Origin of the sequence: Micromonospora sp. WMMD1128 (assembly GCF_027497235.1) — a bacterium.
Taxonomy (GTDB): domain Bacteria; phylum Actinomycetota; class Actinomycetes; order Mycobacteriales; family Micromonosporaceae; genus Micromonospora.
Map to the genome: position 1 here is coordinate 2,939,617 of NZ_CP114902.1, position 15,006 is coordinate 2,954,622.

Below are 15,006 nucleotides of genomic sequence, written 5' to 3' on the forward strand. Positions count from 1 at the left end.
CCACTGCCGGAATGCGCCCGGCGGCGGCGGGTAACCGGCTCAGGCGCGCGGCCGAGCACCGCGCGTCCCCACCGGGAAGGAGAGACCTGTGGTCAAGCCGCAGCAGGAGGAACTGCGCCGCAGCGACCTGGGCGCGACCAGCCAGGACAGCCGCAAGGCCGCCGCCGGGGGCGGCGACCGCTCGCGCGGCGCCGGCACGTCCCGCGGCGACGCCGGCCGGCCGGTGCCGAAGGGTCAGGTGTCGCCGTACGGCCCGGCCGGCGAGCCGGTGGCCGAGGACGACAGCGACCGCTGACCGGACGCGCGACCGCTAACCGGGCCGCAGCCGCCGCCAGGTGGCTGCGGCCACCAACCCGTACGCCAGGTGCGGCACCAGGTCGGAGAGCCAGTCGACCCGGCGCCAGGTGCGCGGGTCGGTCACGCCGAGCACCGTCATCGAGCTGTCGGAGGTGGCCATCACCCCGCCGCCGAGCAGCGTCACCGCCACCGGCAGCGGCATCCGGCGGCGGGCGGCGAGCAGGCCGAACGCGGCGCCGGCGGCGACGCCGGTGACGTATCCGAGCATCGGGCCGAGGCCGGCACGCCGGTTCGCCGCCTCCTCGCCCGGTCCGAGGTCGACGTGCGCCACGTCGGCGAGGCGGCCGGCGGTCGTCTCCGGGGTGGTGCTGGCCGGGCGGGCGCGCAGCGTCATGTCGAGGTAGCTGACGACGTTGAGCGCGGCGCTGCCGACGGCGCCCGCGATGGCGCCGTCGACGAGGGGCGCCGCCCTCACTTCGGGTCGCCCGGTTCGCGTTCGCCCTTGGGCCCGTAGGTCCGGTCACCCCGGGCTACGCCCCGCTGACCCCGGTCGTCCTGGAGGATCCGGTTCGCCACCTCGTTCGCCTCCTGGTCGGCGGCCCGCCCGGACTGCTCCACGCGGTCGCGCAACCGCGCCCGCTGCTTGTCGTACGCGTTGCTGCCCGGCCGTGGTCCTGGCATCGCTGCCTCCTCGCGGTCGCTTCCGGCTGTCCGCCCCGTCTACCCGCCCCGGGCAGCGCCAACCGTCCGCCCTGGGCCACTCACCCGGGCGCGCGGACCGTCCGCCCTGGGCCACTCAGTCGGGCGCGCGAACCGTCCGCTCGGGGCCACTCAGTCGGGCGCGCGGACCACCGCGACCGGGCAGTCGGCGTGGTGCAGCAGCCCCTGGCTCACCGAGCCGAGCAGCAACCCGCTCAGCTCGCCGCGACCCTCCCGGCCGACCACGACCAGCTGGGCCGCGCGGGAGGCCGCGGTGAGCGCGCCGACCGGCCGGGCGTGCACCACCTCGCGGGTCACCGGCACGTCCGGCCAGCGCTCCTCGATCCCGGCCAGCGACCCGACGAGCACCTCGTCCTCCTCGCCGCGCAGCCGCCCCTCCTCGTACACCAGGGGCTGCATGTCCCCGGGGCCCGCGGAGGCCGGGTGGGTGTAGGCGTGCAGCGCGTGCAACCGGGCGCCGCGCGTGGACGCGGTCGCGGCGGCGAACTCGACCGCGGCCCGGGAGCGCGGCGACCCGTCCACGCCGACCACCACCGGACCGGCGTCGCGGGCCGTCCCGCGGGCGACCAGCACCGGACAGTCGGCGTACGAGGCGACCTGCACCGCGACGGAGCCGACCACGAGCGCGGCGAATCCGCCGAGCCCCCGGTCACCGAGCACCACGAGGGCGGCGGCGGGCGACTCGCCGAGCAGCACGGCGGCGGCCTCCCCGTCGATGATCTCGCCGGTGACCCGCAGCCCGGGACACTGCGCCTCGGCGGTCGCGACCGCGTCGCCGACCAGTTGCTCGGCCTGGTGGCGCAGGCCGGCGCCGGGCGGCGCCTGGTCGGGCGCGGTCACCGGCACGCGCAGCAGCGGCCAGATGAATCCGTGCACCACCCGTAGCGGACGGTTCCGCCGGGCGGCCTCCCGGGCGGCCAGGCGCACCGCCCGAGCCGCCGACTCCGAGCCGTCCACGCCGACCACCACCGCCGCGCCGTTCGCCGAGTTCACCCCGTACCTCCTCGTCGCGGGCCGGGGCGGGCACGCGCCGGCGGCTTCGACCCGCGGCCAGTATCGCGGCCGGCGCGCCCCCTTCGCGGCGATACCGCGGGAGTCGGCCGGTCGGTACGCTGGCGACAAGCGCCCAGGGGAGGGATCCTCATCGATGGCCGAACCGGACCGACCGAGCACCGCCCGCATGATCGACCACTGGCTCGGCGGGCAGCACCACCGTCCGGTGGATGTCGCCGCGGCCGCCGCGTTCGAGGCGGCGTACGGGCCGTGCGCCGCGATCTTCCGTTCGTTGCGTGCCTTCCTCGGCCGGGCGGTGGGGGCGATCGCCGCCGAAGGGGTGGACGCGTTCCTGGTCTTCGGCGCCGGCGTGCCGACCCGGGGCAACGTCCACGAGGCGGCGCCGGACGCCACCGTCCTCTACACCGACGTCGACCCGGAGACGGTCCGGCTCGGCCAGCGCCTGCTGGCCGGCAGCGACCGCGCCGGCTACGGCTACGGCGACGCCACCGACATCGGTACGCTCGATCCGGCCCTGCTGCACCGCTTCGTGCCGGGCTGGGGGCGGAGACCGGTCGGGGTGGTCTTCCTCGGGCTGGCCGCCTTCCTGGACGACGACACGCTCGTCCGGACGCTCGACGAGCTCTACGAGGCGGTGGCGCCGGGCAGTTGGCTGGCGATCGACTTCGACGGCGAGGAGTTGGCCGGGCACCCGCGGGCGCTGGCGATGATGGGCCCGGCGTTCCGGATGCGCTCCCCCGGGGAGTTCGCGCCGCTGCTCGGTCGCTGGCAGCCGACGGGCGAGGGCCTCGTGCCGGTGGCCCGGTGGCGGCCGGTGGGCGAGCCGGAGCCGGTGCCGGACGCGTTCCACGGCGGGCTGGCCCGGCGTCCGACCGGCTGAGCCGACGACGTCGGTGTCGGTGGCCTCCGTATGATGCTTGTCCTGTAGCAATCGTCATTCTCGGAGGATGAGCACATGCCGGAGGCGTCCGGAGCGGTGTCGCGTGCCCTGCGCACGGCGCCACCCGACCAGTTGCCGGAGGCCGCGGACGCGGTGCTCCGCCAGACGCTCGGCGCCGCGCGGTCGGAGGTGTTCGTCGCCGACTACCGGTCCAGCGGGTTGTGGCCGGTGCGGGACCAGGAGCGCGCCGACGGCGGCCCGCTCCGCTCGCACGGCGTGGCGCAGCGCTGCTTCAGCAGCCAGCAGCCGGTGTTGGACACCGCGGACGACGGCCGTTGCCTGGCCCACCTGCCGCTGTCGGTGTGGGGGGAGCGGCTCGGCGTGCTGCTCGTGGAGTTTCCCGGCGTCCCGGACGCGGCGACGGTGGCGGCGGCCCGGGAGGCCGCGGGTGACCTGGCGGTGGCCATCCGCGCGGCCGACCGGGAGACCGACCGCTACCGTCGGGTGCGCCGGCGGGAGCGGCTCAGCATGGCCGCGGAGATGCAGTGGGACCTGTTGCCCGGGCGCAGCGTCGAGCACGGCGACGTGCTGCTCGCCGGGCAGCTCGAGCCGGCGTACACGGTGGGCGGCGACCACTTCGACTGGTCCGTCGACAGCGACCGGCTCACGCTGACGGTGCTCAACGGCGCCGGCAACGGACTGTCCGCGTCGCTGCTCACCGCGGTGACGGTGAACGCGATGCGCAACGCGCGCCGCTCCGGCGGCAGCCTGGTGGAGCAGGCCGAGCTGGCCTCCGACACCATCTTCTACCAGCACCGGGGGAGCCGGCACGTGGCCACGCTGCTGTTGGAGCTGGACGGTCGGCGGGGCGTGGTGCGGGCGGTGGACGCGGGTTCCCCTCGCGTGCTGCGGCTGCGCGGCGGCCGGGTCACCCCGGTCAGCCTGGAGCAGCAGCTGCCGCTCGGCATGTTCGCCGAGACGCGGTATGCGGTGCAGGAGTTCGGCCTGGAGCCGGGGGATCGGCTCTTCGTGGTCAGCGACGGGGTGTACGCGGCCGAGCCGGATGAGCAGGAGCCCTACGGGGCGCGGGCGATGGCGCGGGCGATGCGGTCCACTCGGCTGCAGCCGGCCGCCGAGGCAGTTGGTACGGTGATGCGCGAACTGCACGCGTACCATGCCGACGCGGATCTTCGCGACGACGCGGTAGTCGTCTGTCTGGACTGGCGCGGTTCCAGCCGGTCGGGTGACGTCACGCGGCGGTGACCAGCGGCGGGGCGAACACGAGCGAGACGATCGCAGGGGACAGCGGGTGGAGCGACCTCCGAATCTTGCCGCGGCCGTCGAGGCGGCTGCCGAGGCGCTCATCGGTGTGCTCGACTCGGCCACGTCGCGGCACACGGTGAGCGTCTCGCCCACCCAGCTGCGGGTGCTGTCGCTGATCGTGTCGCATCCCGACACCAACGTGAACCGGCTGGCCGAGTTGCTGGACGTGGTTCCGTCGTCGGCCAGCCGGCTCTGTGACCGGCTGGAGGCGGTGGGCCTGCTGCGCCGGGCGGCCGACCCGCGGGACCGGCGCGAGGTGCGGCTCATCCCCACGAACGCGGCCGAGTCGCTGCTGCGGGAGTTGCAGGAGCGGCGGCACCGGGCGGTGCAGGCGGTGCTCGACCGGATGCCCCACCGGGTGCAGCACGACCTGCTGCTGGCGCTGTTGGCGTTCGGCCAGGCGGCCGCGATGGCGACGCCGCAGGCCGGCTCCGACTCGACCGCCCGCACGGCCTGATCCGGCGCGCTCGCCTCCACTAGTATCCTAGGATGCCTTAGCGGTTGTGACGGCCGACACCGTCACGACACTGATCAGCCACGCAGCGCCAACACCGGGAGCTAGCCGGCAGCCCGATATAGTGGCAGCGCAACTGGCCGGCCCACGATCCGTTCGATGGTGGGCCGCATCGGGGAGGGCGCCGGCATCCGACCGGCCGACAACGCGCACGTTCCTCCGGCGGCCGCTCGTTCGGCTGCCGGACCGTGCTGCGGAGGGGGGTTGGGGTGTCGCATCGGCCGGCTCCGGCGGAGCAACCGGGGGATGCGGCGACGGTCTCGACGGACCGCGTCCTCACGTTGCCCAACCTGATCAGCTTCGTCCGGCTCCTCGGCGTGCCGCTGTTCCTCTATCTCTTCCTCGTGGCCCGGGCCGACGTGGTCGCCGTCGTGGTGCTGGCCCTGGGCGGCACCAGCGACTGGGTCGACGGCTGGATCGCACGGCGCCTGCGGCAGGTGAGCCGGTTGGGCGAGCTGCTGGACCCGCTGGCCGACCGGCTGTACATCCTGGCCACGTTGTTGGCGTTCACCGCCCGTGAGGTGGTGCCGTGGCAGTTCACCGCGGCGCTGCTGGCCCGTGAGCTGCTGCTGCTCGGCTCGTTGGGGGTGCTGCGCCGCTACGGCTACGGCCCGCCCCCGGTGCACTACATGGGCAAGACGGCGACGTTCCTGCTGCTGGCGGCGTTCCCGATCCTGCTGTTGGCCGACGCCGCGCCGAGCGTGGCCACCGCGGCCGGCGCGATCGGCTGGGGTCTGGGCTGGTGGGGCCTCGTTCTCTACTGGGTGGCCGGCGCGATGTACGTGGTGCAGGCGCGCCGCCTGGTCCTGGCGATGCGGGCACGACGCGCGGGGGTCACGGCGTGACGGCGGCGCCGCCCCGGGACGGGGAACGGGACCCGTCGACGCGGGTGTACGCGCCGGACTTCCTGACCGAGCTGTTCCGCAATCCGCTGGATCCGGGTTACGCCGACGCGTCGGCCCGCCGGGCGGTGGGTCCGGTGTCGCGGATGCGGGAGGTGCTGGGCCGTCCGGTGAGCCTGGTGGTGCTGGCGGTGATCGGGTTCCTGTTCGCGGTGGCTTACCGGGAGACGGTGGCGGAGGAGCCGAGTCGGGCGACCGCGCGGGCCGGTCTGATCGCCGCGATCAAGCAGCGGGAGGCGGAGACGGACCGGTTGACCGCGCGGGCGGAGCAGTTGCGCGAGGAGGTCGGCCGGCAGCGGGACGCGGCGTTGAGCGGTTCGCAGGCGTCCCGGTTGCGCACGCTTGAGGCCGGCACGGGCCTGGGTCGGGTGCGTGGGGACGGTGTGGTGGTGCGGTTGGCCGACGCGCCGCGGGACACCGACGCGGTGACGGGGGCGGAGGCCGGTCCGTCGCACGTGTTGTACTCCGACCTGCAGAAGGTGGCGAACGGTCTGTGGGCGGCGGGCGCGGAGGCGGTGTCGATCAACGGGCAGCGGTTGACCGCGACGTCGACGATCCGGCAGGCCGGTGAGGCGATCCTGGTGGACTACCGGCCGGTGACGAGTCCGTACGAGGTGCAGGCGATCGGGCCGGGGTCGATGCGGGGCAAGTTCGACGACGGCCGGGCGGCGGGGTTGATGCGGGAGGTGGCGCGGACGACGGGGTTGTCGTTCGGGGTGAAGGAGGTCGACGACCTCTCGCTCCCGGCGGCTCCGGAGCCACAGCTACGCTACGCCGAGCCGTCGGCGAGTCCGCGTCCGTCGGGTTCGGGTGTCGCGGGTTCGTCCAGTCCTGGGTCGTCCGGCTCGGGTGTTTCTTCCAGCCCTTCGGGAGGTGGCCGATGATCGCGGTGCTGGCGTTGCTCGCTGGTGTGGTGCTCGGGGTGTATCTGGACCCCACGGTGCCGGCGGCGTTGCAGCCGTATCTGCCGATCGCGGTGGTGGCCGCGTTGGACGCGGTGTTCGGTGGGGTGCGGGCGAAGCTGGACCGGATCTTCGACGACAAGCAGTTCGTGGTGTCGTTCATCTCGAATGTGCTGGTGGCGGGCCTGATCGTGTATCTGGGTGACCAGTTGGGCGTGGGTGGTCAGTTGTCCACTGGTGTGGTGGTCGTGCTCGGGGTGCGCATCTTCGGAAATGTGGCGGCGATCCGTCGGCACCTGTTCCGGGCGTAGGTTGGTGGCGATGAGCGAGGAGCACAGGGAGACGGGCACGGGGTGGCCGAAGCCGGCGGAGCCGGGGCGGCCGTCGGGTCCGGCTGGTGAGCCGGATCCTCGTCCGGATGCGCCGGATCCGGACGAGTTGAGCCCGTTGGCGCCGGTCGAGCCGGTGGAACCTGCCGAGCCGTTGGCGCCGGTCGAGCCGGCGGAACGGGAGGACGTGCCGGCGCCGGCGGAGGAGCCGGGGGCGCGGGCGCGGCCGGAGCGGGTGTCCGGGGCGCGGCGGTTGACGTCGGCGGGCGCGATGATCGCGGTGCTGCTGGCGTTGCTGGGTTTCACCCTGGTGGTGCAGTTGAAGACGACGTCGACGGATCCGACGCTCGCGGCGACGCGGGAGGAGGACCTGGTCCGGATCTCGTCGGACCTGGACGCGCGGGAGCGGCGGCTGCGGCAGGACATCGAGGCGTTGGAGGAGAGCCAGCGGCAGTTGCGTTCGGGTGAGCAGGGTCGGCAGGCGGCGCTGGAGGAGGCGACGCGGCGGGCGGACGAGTTGGGCATTCTGGCGGGGACCCTGCCGGCGGTGGGGCCGGGTCTGGAGGTGCGGTTCTCGGGGCCGGACAAGGCGATGTCGTCGACGCGGATCCTGGACGCGGTGCAGGAGTTGCGGGGTGCGGGCGCGGAGGCGATGCAGATCCAGGGTGCGGACGGCACCGCGGTGCGGATCATCGCGTCGACGTATTTCGTGGAAGCGTCGGGTGGTGGCCTGCTGGTGGACGGGCGGCGGTTGGGTGGCCCGTACTCGCTCCTGGTGATCGGTGATCCGGCGACGATGCGTACGGCCTTGAACATTCCGGGCGGGGTGGTCTCCGCGGTGCGGGAGGCCGGCGGTAACGTGACGTCCGAGGATCGTGAGGTTGTGGAGGTTTCGCAGCTGCACGCGCCGATCAAGCTGGACCACGCCCGGCCGGTTTCCTGACCGGTCGCGGCCGCGCCGGTTCGCCCGGTGCGCCGATGACGAAGGACGCAGTTGGTGATTCCTGAGGATCTGCGGTACACCGCCGAGCACGAGTGGGTCGTCGGTGGTGACGGTGGTGTCGTCCGCGTCGGTATCACGCACTTCGCGCAGGACGCCCTGGGTGACATCGTGTTCGTGCAGTTGCCGGACTCCGGTGCGGTGGTGGCGGCGGGTGAGTCGCTGGGGGAGATCGAGTCGACGAAGAGTGTGTCGGAGATCTACGCGCCGTTGGGCGGCACGGTGTCGGCGCGCAACGAGGCGTTGACCGACACCCCGGAGGTGATCAACACGGATCCGTACGGTGCGGGTTGGTTGGTGGAGATCACTCCGGATGATCCGGCTGCGGTCGATGGTCTGTTGACCGCTGACGCGTACCGCGGGCTCACCGAGAGCTGAGGTCGTGTCGTGCCGGGCGGCGGGGTTGGTTCCGCGCGTCCGGTTGCCCTGCATTTCGGCGCTGGCTAGGCTCGCCCAGTCGACCGAGAACCAATAGTTTGAGCGTTGCGGAATGCGCCTTCCCGGGCATGGGGAGCCAGCCGCCGGGTGTGGGTTTGCCCGGCGGCCAGACCCGCCATTTCCTGACGCCGACCGAACAGATCCGTGAGGTGGTCCCATGACGCGCCCAGACGACGAGTTCCCCCCGCTCGACGTCACTTCGACGCTCAATCTCGGTTCGCTCGACGAAGTGCTGGAGGGGCCGGACACCGATGTGGTGCCGAGCCGCATGTCCGGTTCGTTGCCGCCGGGAATGGCGTTGCTCGTGGTTCGCCGGGGCCCGAATGCGGGTGCCCGGTTCCTGTTGGACCACGATGTGACGACGAGTGGGCGGCACCCGGACAGTGACATTTTCCTCGACGACGTGACGGTGTCGCGGCGGCACGCGGAGTTCCACCGGGACGGTGGCACGTTCACGGTGCGGGACGTGGGCAGCCTGAACGGCACGTATGTGAACCGGGAGCGGGTCGAGGCGGCCACGTTGAGCAATGGTGACGAGGTGCAGATCGGCAAGTTCCGGGTGGTGTTCATCGCCGGTCCGCGCCCGGAGGAGGAGGCCGGCCGGGGGTGAACGAGCCTGCGGCTTCGACGCCGTCCGGGGCGGGGCGTGCGCCTGCGCTGATGAGTATCGGCGAGGTGTTGGCGCGGTTGCGGGCGGAGTTTCCGGACGTGACGATCTCGAAGTTGCGGTTTCTGGAGGCCGAGGGCCTGGTGGAGCCGCAGCGGACGCCGTCGGGTTACCGGAAGTACGGCTGGGATGACGTGGCGCGGTTGCGGTTCGTGTTGACCGCGCAGCGGGATCAGTATCTGCCGTTGCGGGTGATCCGGGAGCAGTTGGCGCAGTGGGATGCCGACGGGGCGCCGTCGGGTCGGGCGCGGCCGAATCTGGTGGCGGTCGGTCCGGGTGGTGAGGTGCCGGGTCGGGAGTCGGTGGAGCCGGTCGAGTCGGTTGAGGTGCGGCTGGGTCGGTCGGAGTTGTTGTCGCGCAGCGGGCTCGACGAGTCGACGCTTGTCGAGTTGGAGCGGCTCGGTGTGGTGGTGTCGGATCCGCCGGGGTGGTATGACGCGGATGCATTGATCATCGCGGGTGCGGTGGCGGGGTTGGCGGCGTACGGGTTCCAGCCGCGGCATCTGCGGGCGTACCGGTCGGCGGCGGATCGTGAGGTGGGTTTGTTCGCGCAGTTGGTGGCGCCGTTGGTGCGGCAGAGTGATCCGGCGGCGCGGGCGCGGGCGGCGGAGACGGCGCGGGAGTTGATGGCGTTGTCGCAGCAGCTGCATGCGGCGTTGGTGCGGGTGGGGTTGCGGTCGACGTTGGGTCGGTGAGGTGTTGGTGGGGGGCCGGGTGCCGTGGGGTGCCCGGCCCTTCGTGGTGGGTGGGCGCGCGACGTTCGGGCGGCGTGGGCGTGTCGTAGGCTTGCCGGGGTATGCCCGTCTGTCGAGGCGTGGTGCACGTAGCGCGTGGGACTTGCGTGTCCTGTGTCCGTGTACCGTGCAGGGGAAGGCGCGGTGCGATGGTGACGACGACACGGAGGCGGCGGTGCGCGAGCTGAGCGTGGTCGGAGTTCGGGTGGAGTTGCCCAGCAACCAGCCGATCGTCCTGCTGCGGGAGGTCGAGGGGGACCGCTATCTGCCGATCTGGATCGGCGCGGTCGAGGCGACGGCCATCGCCTATGAGCAGCAGGGGGTCAAGCCGGCGCGGCCGTTGACGCATGATCTTCTGCGGGATGTGTTGGCGGCGTTGCAGGCGCCGTTGCGGGCGGTGGAGATCACCGAGTTGAAGGAGAACGTCTTCTACGCGGATCTGTTGCTCGGTGACGGGGTGCGGGTGTCGGCGCGGCCGAGTGATTCGATCGCGTTGGCGTTGCGGGTGGGTGCGCCGATTCGTTGTGCGGAGCAGGTCCTCAGCGAGGCGGGGATCGTGATTCCGGACGAGCAGGAGGACGAGGTGGAGAAGTTCCGGGAGTTCCTGGAGCAGGTGCGTCCGGAGGATTTCGCGGGTTGAGTGGGTCCGGCCGGGTGGTCGGGGTGGCGGGGCGGTGGTTGTCACGGTGGTGACGGCTGGCCGCCGTGTGTGCTGTTGTGGGGTGGTAGCGCGGCGTGTCGGGTGTCTCCTGCCGGTGTTGTCGTCTCCTCGGCGTTAGGGTTGCCGTGTCGAGGGGTGCCCGTACGGGGACGTGGCGCCGCACGGGCGGGGAGGTTGGTCCGGATGCACGAGCCGCGAGATCCTGGTCCGAGTTCGGGGCAGCAGGCGGGTGTGGGGCCCGGGTCGTTCGCTGATGGTGAGGTGGGCTACCGGGGTGTGACCGCGTGTTCGGCGGTGGGCATCAGTTACCGGCAGTTGGACTACTGGGCGCGGACGGCGTTGGTGGTGCCGAGTGTGCGGGACGCGTCGGGTTCGGGGACGTCCCGGTTGTATTCGTTCCGCGACCTGGTGGTGTTGAAGGTCGTGAAGCGGTTGTTGGATGCCGGGGTGTCGTTGCAGAACATCCGGAGGGCGATCGAGGCGTTGCGGTCGCGTGGGGTGGATGATCTGGCGGGCATCACGTTGATCTCCGATGGGACGACGGTGTACGAGTGCCGGTCGCCGGAGGAGGTGGTCGACCTGTTGCAGGGCGGCCAGGGGGTGTTCGGCATCGCGATCGGTGGCGCGTTCAAGGAGATTCAGGGTTCGTTGTCGCATCTGCCGGCGGAGCCGGCGGGTGGGCCGGAGCGGGATGTCGTGGCGGCGGAGCCTGAGGTCGATTCGGTGGGGGACGAGTTGGCGGCGCGGCGGGCGCGGCGCCGGGCCGGGTGATCGTTTCGGTGTCTCGTGTACGGGATCGCGTCGTGGCCTTTTCGGTCCGGCGCGATTCGTCGTTTGGTGACGGTGTGTGTTCGGGGGTGCGGGTTCGGCGGCCGGGGTCGGCCGGGTGTGGGGTGGTCGGCGGTGTGTGCAGGTCGCGGTGGGTGTCGGTGCGGTGTCCGAAAGAGACGGTCGGGATCCCGGTCGGGTGACACGTTTGGGTCGTATCGAGCGAATCGGGTTACAGCGTTGACTGTCCGTGGTCGACGGTTGTCGGGATTCCGACCGGGTGGGCGTGAAGGGTGGCGGCGGGCACGCTATGGTCCCTGACGGTCGCCGGCATGCCGACGTCACGGCGCGTGATGTCGTGTCGCTGGCGACGTCCCCTGCCGCGGCGCTGCCGCGGGCCCCTCGCGGAAGGACCGAGCATGACGGTGACGGACGAGACGACCCCGGTGTCCCACTACGAGCGCATCGGCGGCGCGGCGGCGGTGAAGGCCGCGGTGGAGGTGTTCTACGACCGGGTGCTGGCGGACCCGGACCTGGCCGGCTATTTCACCGGGGTGGACATGGTCGAGCAGCGGCGGCATCTGGCGTTGATGCTGGCGGTGGTGTTGGGCGGTCCGAACGAGTACGCGGGTCGGGGGTTGGCCGAGGCGCATCAGCCGTTGCACATTCCGGCGGACCACTACGCGAAGGTCGGTGAGCACCTGACGGCGACGTTGGCGCAGTTGGGTGTGCCGGGTGACGTGATCGACGACGTGCGGGGCGTGCTCGGTCAGGTGCGCGATCAGGTCGTGTCGGCGGGGAACGCCTGAGCGTGGACGCGGCGCGGCTCAAGCAGAGCTGGGCGCTGGTGGCCGGGCACGGCGACCAGGTGCCGCTCTACTTCTATTCGACGTTGTTCCTGGCGCATCCGGAGACCCGGCAGATGTTCGGCACGGACATGGCCGGGCAGCGGGACCGTCTGGTGTCGGCGTTGGGGCACATCGTGTCGCACGTGGACCAGGTGGATCTGCTGGTCGGGTTCCTGCGGCAGCTCGGCGCGGACCACCGTAAGTACGCGGTGCGGGCGGAGCACTACCCGGCGGTGGGTGAGGCGCTGGTGGCGACGTTGCGGCATTTCAGCGGCGCGGCGTGGACCGACGAGTTGGCCGCGGACTGGGTGGCGGCGTACGGGCTGGTCGCGCGGGTGATGACGGAGGCGGCGCAGGCGGCGGAGGCGCATTCCCCGCCGTGGTGGGTGGGGGAGGTGCTGGTCCACGAGCGGCGCACGTTCGACGTGGCGGTGTTGACGGTGCGGCCGCAGTATCTGTTGCCGTTCACCGCGGGTCAGTCGATCGGGGTGTCGCATCCGGCGGTGCGGTCGTGGCGGTACTACTCGCCGGCGAACGCGCCGCGGGCGGACGGCACGGTGGAGTTGCATGTGCGGGCGGCGCCGGGTGGGGCGGTGTCGTCGCGGCTGGTGTACGGGTGCGCGGAGGGGGATCAGATTCACCTGGCGGCGCCGGTGGGGGACGGGTTGGCGTTGTGGTCGGCGGGGTCGTCGGATCTGCTGCTGCTGGCCGGTGGGACGGGTTGGGCGCCGGTGAAGGCGTTGGTGGAGCAGGTCGCGGCGGAGGGTTCGGGGCGGCGGGTGGACCTGTATGTGGGGGCCCGGTCGCGGACGGAGTTCTACGACAGCGAGGCGATCGACAAGTTGGCCGCGCAGCATCCGTGGTTGCGGGTGTCGTACGTGTCGGGTGGGGATCCGCGGCGGCCGGGTGAGGTGACGCCGGTCGTCGACCGGGTGTTGGCCGAGGGGGACTGGCGGTCGAGGCACGTGTACGTGTGTGGGTCCGACGAGATGGTGAGCCAGTCGGTGGCGGCGTTGACCGGGGCGGGTTACGCGCCGGGTCAGGTGCATCACGAGGGTTACGGCAAGCATTGGTACGGGCCGACGTGGCGTACGGCGACCATCCCTGACGGAGGTATCCGGTGAGTGCGACTCCGATCAGCAGTTATGACGACGCGCAGCACGTGTCGGGTCCGGTGCAGGTGCGGTTGACGTCGGACCGGGTGCGGCGGTGGGAGTTCGGGGCGGCGGCGTTCACGCGCCGCGGGTACGAGCAGACCGATGTGGACCGGTTCCGGATGCAGGTGGCTGACGAGTTGGATTTGTTGGCCGCGCAGGTGGCGAATCTGCGGGCGGAGAACGAGCGGCTCAACGACCATCTGGAGTTGCATCGGCACGGGGTGATTCCGAGCGCCGACAAGCCGGTGATGCCGGCGGCGAAGGAGGTGAACCTGTTGTCGGCGGCGCAGCGGGAGGCGGAGCAGATCATCGCGCAGGCGCACGACTATGCCCGCCGGGTCGCCGAGTACGCGCGGGCGCAGTACGAGAGTTACATGCGGGCGGCGGCGGAGGAGGCGAAGCGGGAGGCCGAGCGGGCGGTGGTGGAGTACCGCAGCAACGCCGGGGGGAACGTCGACGACGCGGTGGCCACGCGGGAGGCGTTGCGGATTTTCGGGGAGATGATGATGTCGCACATGCGGGCGGCGGCCCGGCATCTCGACGACGGCAGTGAGCAGTTGGCGCGGACGATGGAGCGTATCGCCCGGGAGGTGCCGCCGGTCGGCGCGGAGCCGCAGCCGGCGTTGCCGCGTCACCAGCGTTGAGCGAACAAGGAGGGACCCCTCGGCGTCGCCGAGGGGTCCCTCCTTGTTCGCCGGTCAGGTGGCGAGCGCGTCGGCGACGCCGATCATGAGGTTGGCGGCGGTCCGCCGCGGCGTGTCGCACCGCCAACCTCATGATCACCGCAAGCGCGGCGGGGGCGGGTGGGGGCAGTGGGCGCGGGGGCGAGGGAACATGGGTGGGTGAGTGATGCGATGGAGGCGTTGACGTCGCTGGTGGCGGCGGGGGGTGTGGTGGTGCTCAGCGGCGCCGGCCTGTCCACCGAGTCGGGCATTCCGGACTATCGGGGGCCGAGCGGCGCGGCCCGCCGGCACACCCCGATGACGTATCAGGCGTTCACCCGGGATCCGGACGCCCGGCGGCGTTACTGGGCGCGCAGTCACCTGGGGTGGCGCACCATCGCCCGGGCCGCGCCGAACGAGGGGCACCGGGCGGTGGTCCGGCTGCAACGCGCCGGGCTGCTCGGCGGGATCATCACCCAGAACGTCGACGGGCTGCACACCGCCGCCGGCGCCACCGGCGTGATCGAGTTGCACGGCCGCCTCGACGAGGTGACGTGCCTGGACTGCGGCAACGCGACCGGCCGCGACGAGCTGCACCGGCGGTTGACCGAGGCGAATCCGGGGTTCGACGCGCGGGTGGCGCACGTCAACCCCGACGGTGACGTGGAGCTGCCCGACGAGGCGGTGTCCGGGTTCCGCATGGTCGACTGCGGGGTGTGCGGCTGCGGGATGCTGAAACCGGACGTGGTGTTCTTCGGTGAGACGGTGCCGGCGCCGCGGGTGGCGGACTGTTTCGCGCTCGTCGAGGGGGCCCGGTCGCTGCTGGTGCTCGGGTCGTCGTTGACGGTCATGTCGGGGCGGCGGTTCGTGGTGCGGGCGGCGAAGCACGGCATTCCGGTGGGGATCGTCAACCAGGGCGCCACCCGCGGCGACGGGTACGCCACGGTGCGGTTGGACGCCCCGCTGGGCGCCACCCTGACCGGGCTCGCCGCCGCCCTGGCCGCGCCGGCGGGCGCCTCGGTGTGATCAACCCCCGGGACATGAGCGGGAAACACGGCCGCTGGTAGCGTGGGGGTTGCCGGTACCACCCACGTGGGAGAGACCGTCGATCAGGCGGCGCCGAAGGGGCAGATTCTCCCCGGAACCTCTCAGGCAAAAGGACCACGTGGGCAGGCGCTGTGGAGCGCGTC

General features: G+C 72.3%; 20 protein-coding genes and 1 riboswitch. Of the genes, 17 read left to right on the forward strand and 3 right to left on the reverse strand.

All coding sequences use genetic code 11. The features are described 5' to 3' along the window. Positions 1-88 precede the first annotated feature (88 nt). Positions 89-295, forward strand: coding sequence for a hypothetical protein (locus tag O7602_RS13460; RefSeq protein ID WP_281589291.1), 207 nt, complete (start codon positions 89-91; stop codon positions 293-295). Between the two features lie 15 nt (positions 296-310). Here O7602_RS13460 and O7602_RS13465 read toward each other — a convergent pair whose 3' ends face one another. The 3 genes from O7602_RS13465 to O7602_RS13475 form a co-directional block, all read right to left on the reverse strand. Next, entirely contained in the window at positions 311-772 is a 462-nt protein-coding gene (locus O7602_RS13465; RefSeq protein WP_281589293.1) for a hypothetical protein, read from the reverse strand. After that, entirely contained in the window at positions 769-978 is a 210-nt protein-coding gene (locus O7602_RS13470; protein ID WP_281589295.1) for a phosphatidylethanolamine-binding protein, read from the reverse strand. The genes O7602_RS13465 and O7602_RS13470 overlap by 4 nt, the downstream gene beginning before the upstream one ends. A gap of 150 nt (positions 979-1,128) precedes the next feature. After that, on the reverse strand, positions 1,129-2,010 hold the full coding sequence (locus tag O7602_RS13475) for a universal stress protein (RefSeq protein WP_281589296.1): 882 nt from the start codon (positions 2,008-2,010) through the stop codon (positions 1,129-1,131). Positions 2,011-2,164: 154 nt separating this feature from the next. On the opposite strand from O7602_RS13475, the gene O7602_RS13480 reads away from it, so the two are divergent. The 16 genes from O7602_RS13480 to O7602_RS13555 all read left to right on the forward strand — a co-directional run bounded on the left by O7602_RS13480 (position 2,165) and on the right by O7602_RS13555 (position 14,842). Then, positions 2,165-2,911 (forward strand): SAM-dependent methyltransferase, encoded by a 747-nt coding sequence (locus O7602_RS13480; protein ID WP_281589298.1) that lies wholly within the window; start codon positions 2,165-2,167, stop codon positions 2,909-2,911. 75 nt (positions 2,912-2,986) lie between these two features. Beyond that, entirely contained in the window at positions 2,987-4,174 is a 1,188-nt protein-coding gene (locus O7602_RS13485) for a PP2C family protein-serine/threonine phosphatase (RefSeq protein WP_281589300.1), read from the forward strand. Between the two features lie 46 nt (positions 4,175-4,220). Beyond that, positions 4,221-4,691: a MarR family transcriptional regulator gene (locus tag O7602_RS13490; protein ID WP_281589302.1), complete on the forward strand. Its 471-nt coding sequence runs from the start codon at positions 4,221-4,223 to the stop codon at positions 4,689-4,691. A gap of 266 nt (positions 4,692-4,957) precedes the next feature. After that, positions 4,958-5,593 (forward strand): CDP-alcohol phosphatidyltransferase family protein, encoded by a 636-nt coding sequence (locus tag O7602_RS13495; RefSeq protein WP_281589304.1) that lies wholly within the window; start codon positions 4,958-4,960, stop codon positions 5,591-5,593. Continuing rightward, complete coding sequence (locus tag O7602_RS13500; RefSeq protein ID WP_281589306.1) at positions 5,590-6,534, forward strand: DUF881 domain-containing protein; 945 nt, start codon at positions 5,590-5,592, stop codon at positions 6,532-6,534. Before O7602_RS13495 ends, O7602_RS13500 begins: the two co-directional genes overlap by 4 nt. Next, positions 6,531-6,863: a small basic family protein gene (locus O7602_RS13505; RefSeq protein WP_007071104.1), complete on the forward strand. Its 333-nt coding sequence runs from the start codon at positions 6,531-6,533 to the stop codon at positions 6,861-6,863. Before O7602_RS13500 ends, O7602_RS13505 begins: the two co-directional genes overlap by 4 nt. 10 nt (positions 6,864-6,873) lie before the next feature. Continuing rightward, positions 6,874-7,824: a DUF881 domain-containing protein gene (locus O7602_RS13510; protein WP_281589308.1), complete on the forward strand. Its 951-nt coding sequence runs from the start codon at positions 6,874-6,876 to the stop codon at positions 7,822-7,824. A gap of 54 nt (positions 7,825-7,878) precedes the next feature. Continuing rightward, a complete protein-coding gene (gcvH, locus tag O7602_RS13515) occupies positions 7,879-8,259 on the forward strand; it encodes a glycine cleavage system protein GcvH (RefSeq protein ID WP_281589309.1) in 381 nt (126 codons plus the stop codon). 217 nt (positions 8,260-8,476) lie between these two features. Then, positions 8,477-8,929 (forward strand): FHA domain-containing protein, encoded by a 453-nt coding sequence (locus O7602_RS13520; protein WP_007071101.1) that lies wholly within the window; start codon positions 8,477-8,479, stop codon positions 8,927-8,929. 50 nt (positions 8,930-8,979) lie between these two features. Further along, the gene (locus tag O7602_RS13525; protein WP_281589311.1) at positions 8,980-9,681 is read left to right on the forward strand and encodes a MerR family transcriptional regulator; all 702 of its coding nucleotides are present in this window, start codon (positions 8,980-8,982) and stop codon (positions 9,679-9,681) included. Between the two features lie 214 nt (positions 9,682-9,895). Then, positions 9,896-10,360: a bifunctional nuclease family protein gene (locus tag O7602_RS13530; protein WP_088647333.1), complete on the forward strand. Its 465-nt coding sequence runs from the start codon at positions 9,896-9,898 to the stop codon at positions 10,358-10,360. 204 nt (positions 10,361-10,564) lie between these two features. Then, positions 10,565-11,152, forward strand: a complete 588-nt coding sequence (locus tag O7602_RS13535; RefSeq protein ID WP_281589313.1) for a MerR family transcriptional regulator — start codon at positions 10,565-10,567, stop codon at positions 11,150-11,152. 416 nt (positions 11,153-11,568) lie between these two features. Beyond that, the gene (locus tag O7602_RS13540; RefSeq protein WP_281589315.1) at positions 11,569-11,958 is read left to right on the forward strand and encodes a group 1 truncated hemoglobin; all 390 of its coding nucleotides are present in this window, start codon (positions 11,569-11,571) and stop codon (positions 11,956-11,958) included. 2 nt (positions 11,959-11,960) lie between these two features. Beyond that, positions 11,961-13,121 (forward strand): globin domain-containing protein, encoded by a 1,161-nt coding sequence (locus O7602_RS13545; protein WP_281589317.1) that lies wholly within the window; start codon positions 11,961-11,963, stop codon positions 13,119-13,121. Further along, on the forward strand, positions 13,118-13,798 hold the full coding sequence (locus O7602_RS13550) for a cell division protein DivIVA (protein ID WP_281589319.1): 681 nt from the start codon (positions 13,118-13,120) through the stop codon (positions 13,796-13,798). The genes O7602_RS13545 and O7602_RS13550 overlap by 4 nt, the downstream gene beginning before the upstream one ends. 210 nt (positions 13,799-14,008) lie before the next feature. Then, complete coding sequence (locus O7602_RS13555) at positions 14,009-14,842, forward strand: NAD-dependent protein deacetylase (protein ID WP_281590283.1); 834 nt, start codon at positions 14,009-14,011, stop codon at positions 14,840-14,842. A gap of 57 nt (positions 14,843-14,899) precedes the next feature. Then, positions 14,900-14,990: riboswitch (glycine riboswitch) on the forward strand. The last annotated feature ends 16 nt before the right edge of the window (positions 14,991-15,006 follow it).

Coding starts and splice junctions, on each gene's coding strand:
- O7602_RS13470 (WP_281589295.1), bottom strand. CDS start 978: ATGCCAGGACCACGGCCGGGCAGCAACGCGTACGACAAGCAGCGGGCG.
- O7602_RS13480 (WP_281589298.1), top strand. CDS start 2,165: ATGGCCGAACCGGACCGACCGAGCACCGCCCGCATGATCGACCACTGG.
- O7602_RS13485 (WP_281589300.1), top strand. CDS start 2,987: ATGCCGGAGGCGTCCGGAGCGGTGTCGCGTGCCCTGCGCACGGCGCCA.
- O7602_RS13505 (WP_007071104.1), top strand. CDS start 6,531: ATGATCGCGGTGCTGGCGTTGCTCGCTGGTGTGGTGCTCGGGGTGTAT.
- O7602_RS13510 (WP_281589308.1), top strand. CDS start 6,874: ATGAGCGAGGAGCACAGGGAGACGGGCACGGGGTGGCCGAAGCCGGCG.
- O7602_RS13520 (WP_007071101.1), top strand. CDS start 8,477: ATGACGCGCCCAGACGACGAGTTCCCCCCGCTCGACGTCACTTCGACG.
- O7602_RS13525 (WP_281589311.1), top strand. CDS start 8,980: ATGAGTATCGGCGAGGTGTTGGCGCGGTTGCGGGCGGAGTTTCCGGAC.
- O7602_RS13535 (WP_281589313.1), top strand. CDS start 10,565: ATGCACGAGCCGCGAGATCCTGGTCCGAGTTCGGGGCAGCAGGCGGGT.
- O7602_RS13540 (WP_281589315.1), top strand. CDS start 11,569: ATGACGGTGACGGACGAGACGACCCCGGTGTCCCACTACGAGCGCATC.
- O7602_RS13555 (WP_281590283.1), top strand. CDS start 14,009: ATGGAGGCGTTGACGTCGCTGGTGGCGGCGGGGGGTGTGGTGGTGCTC.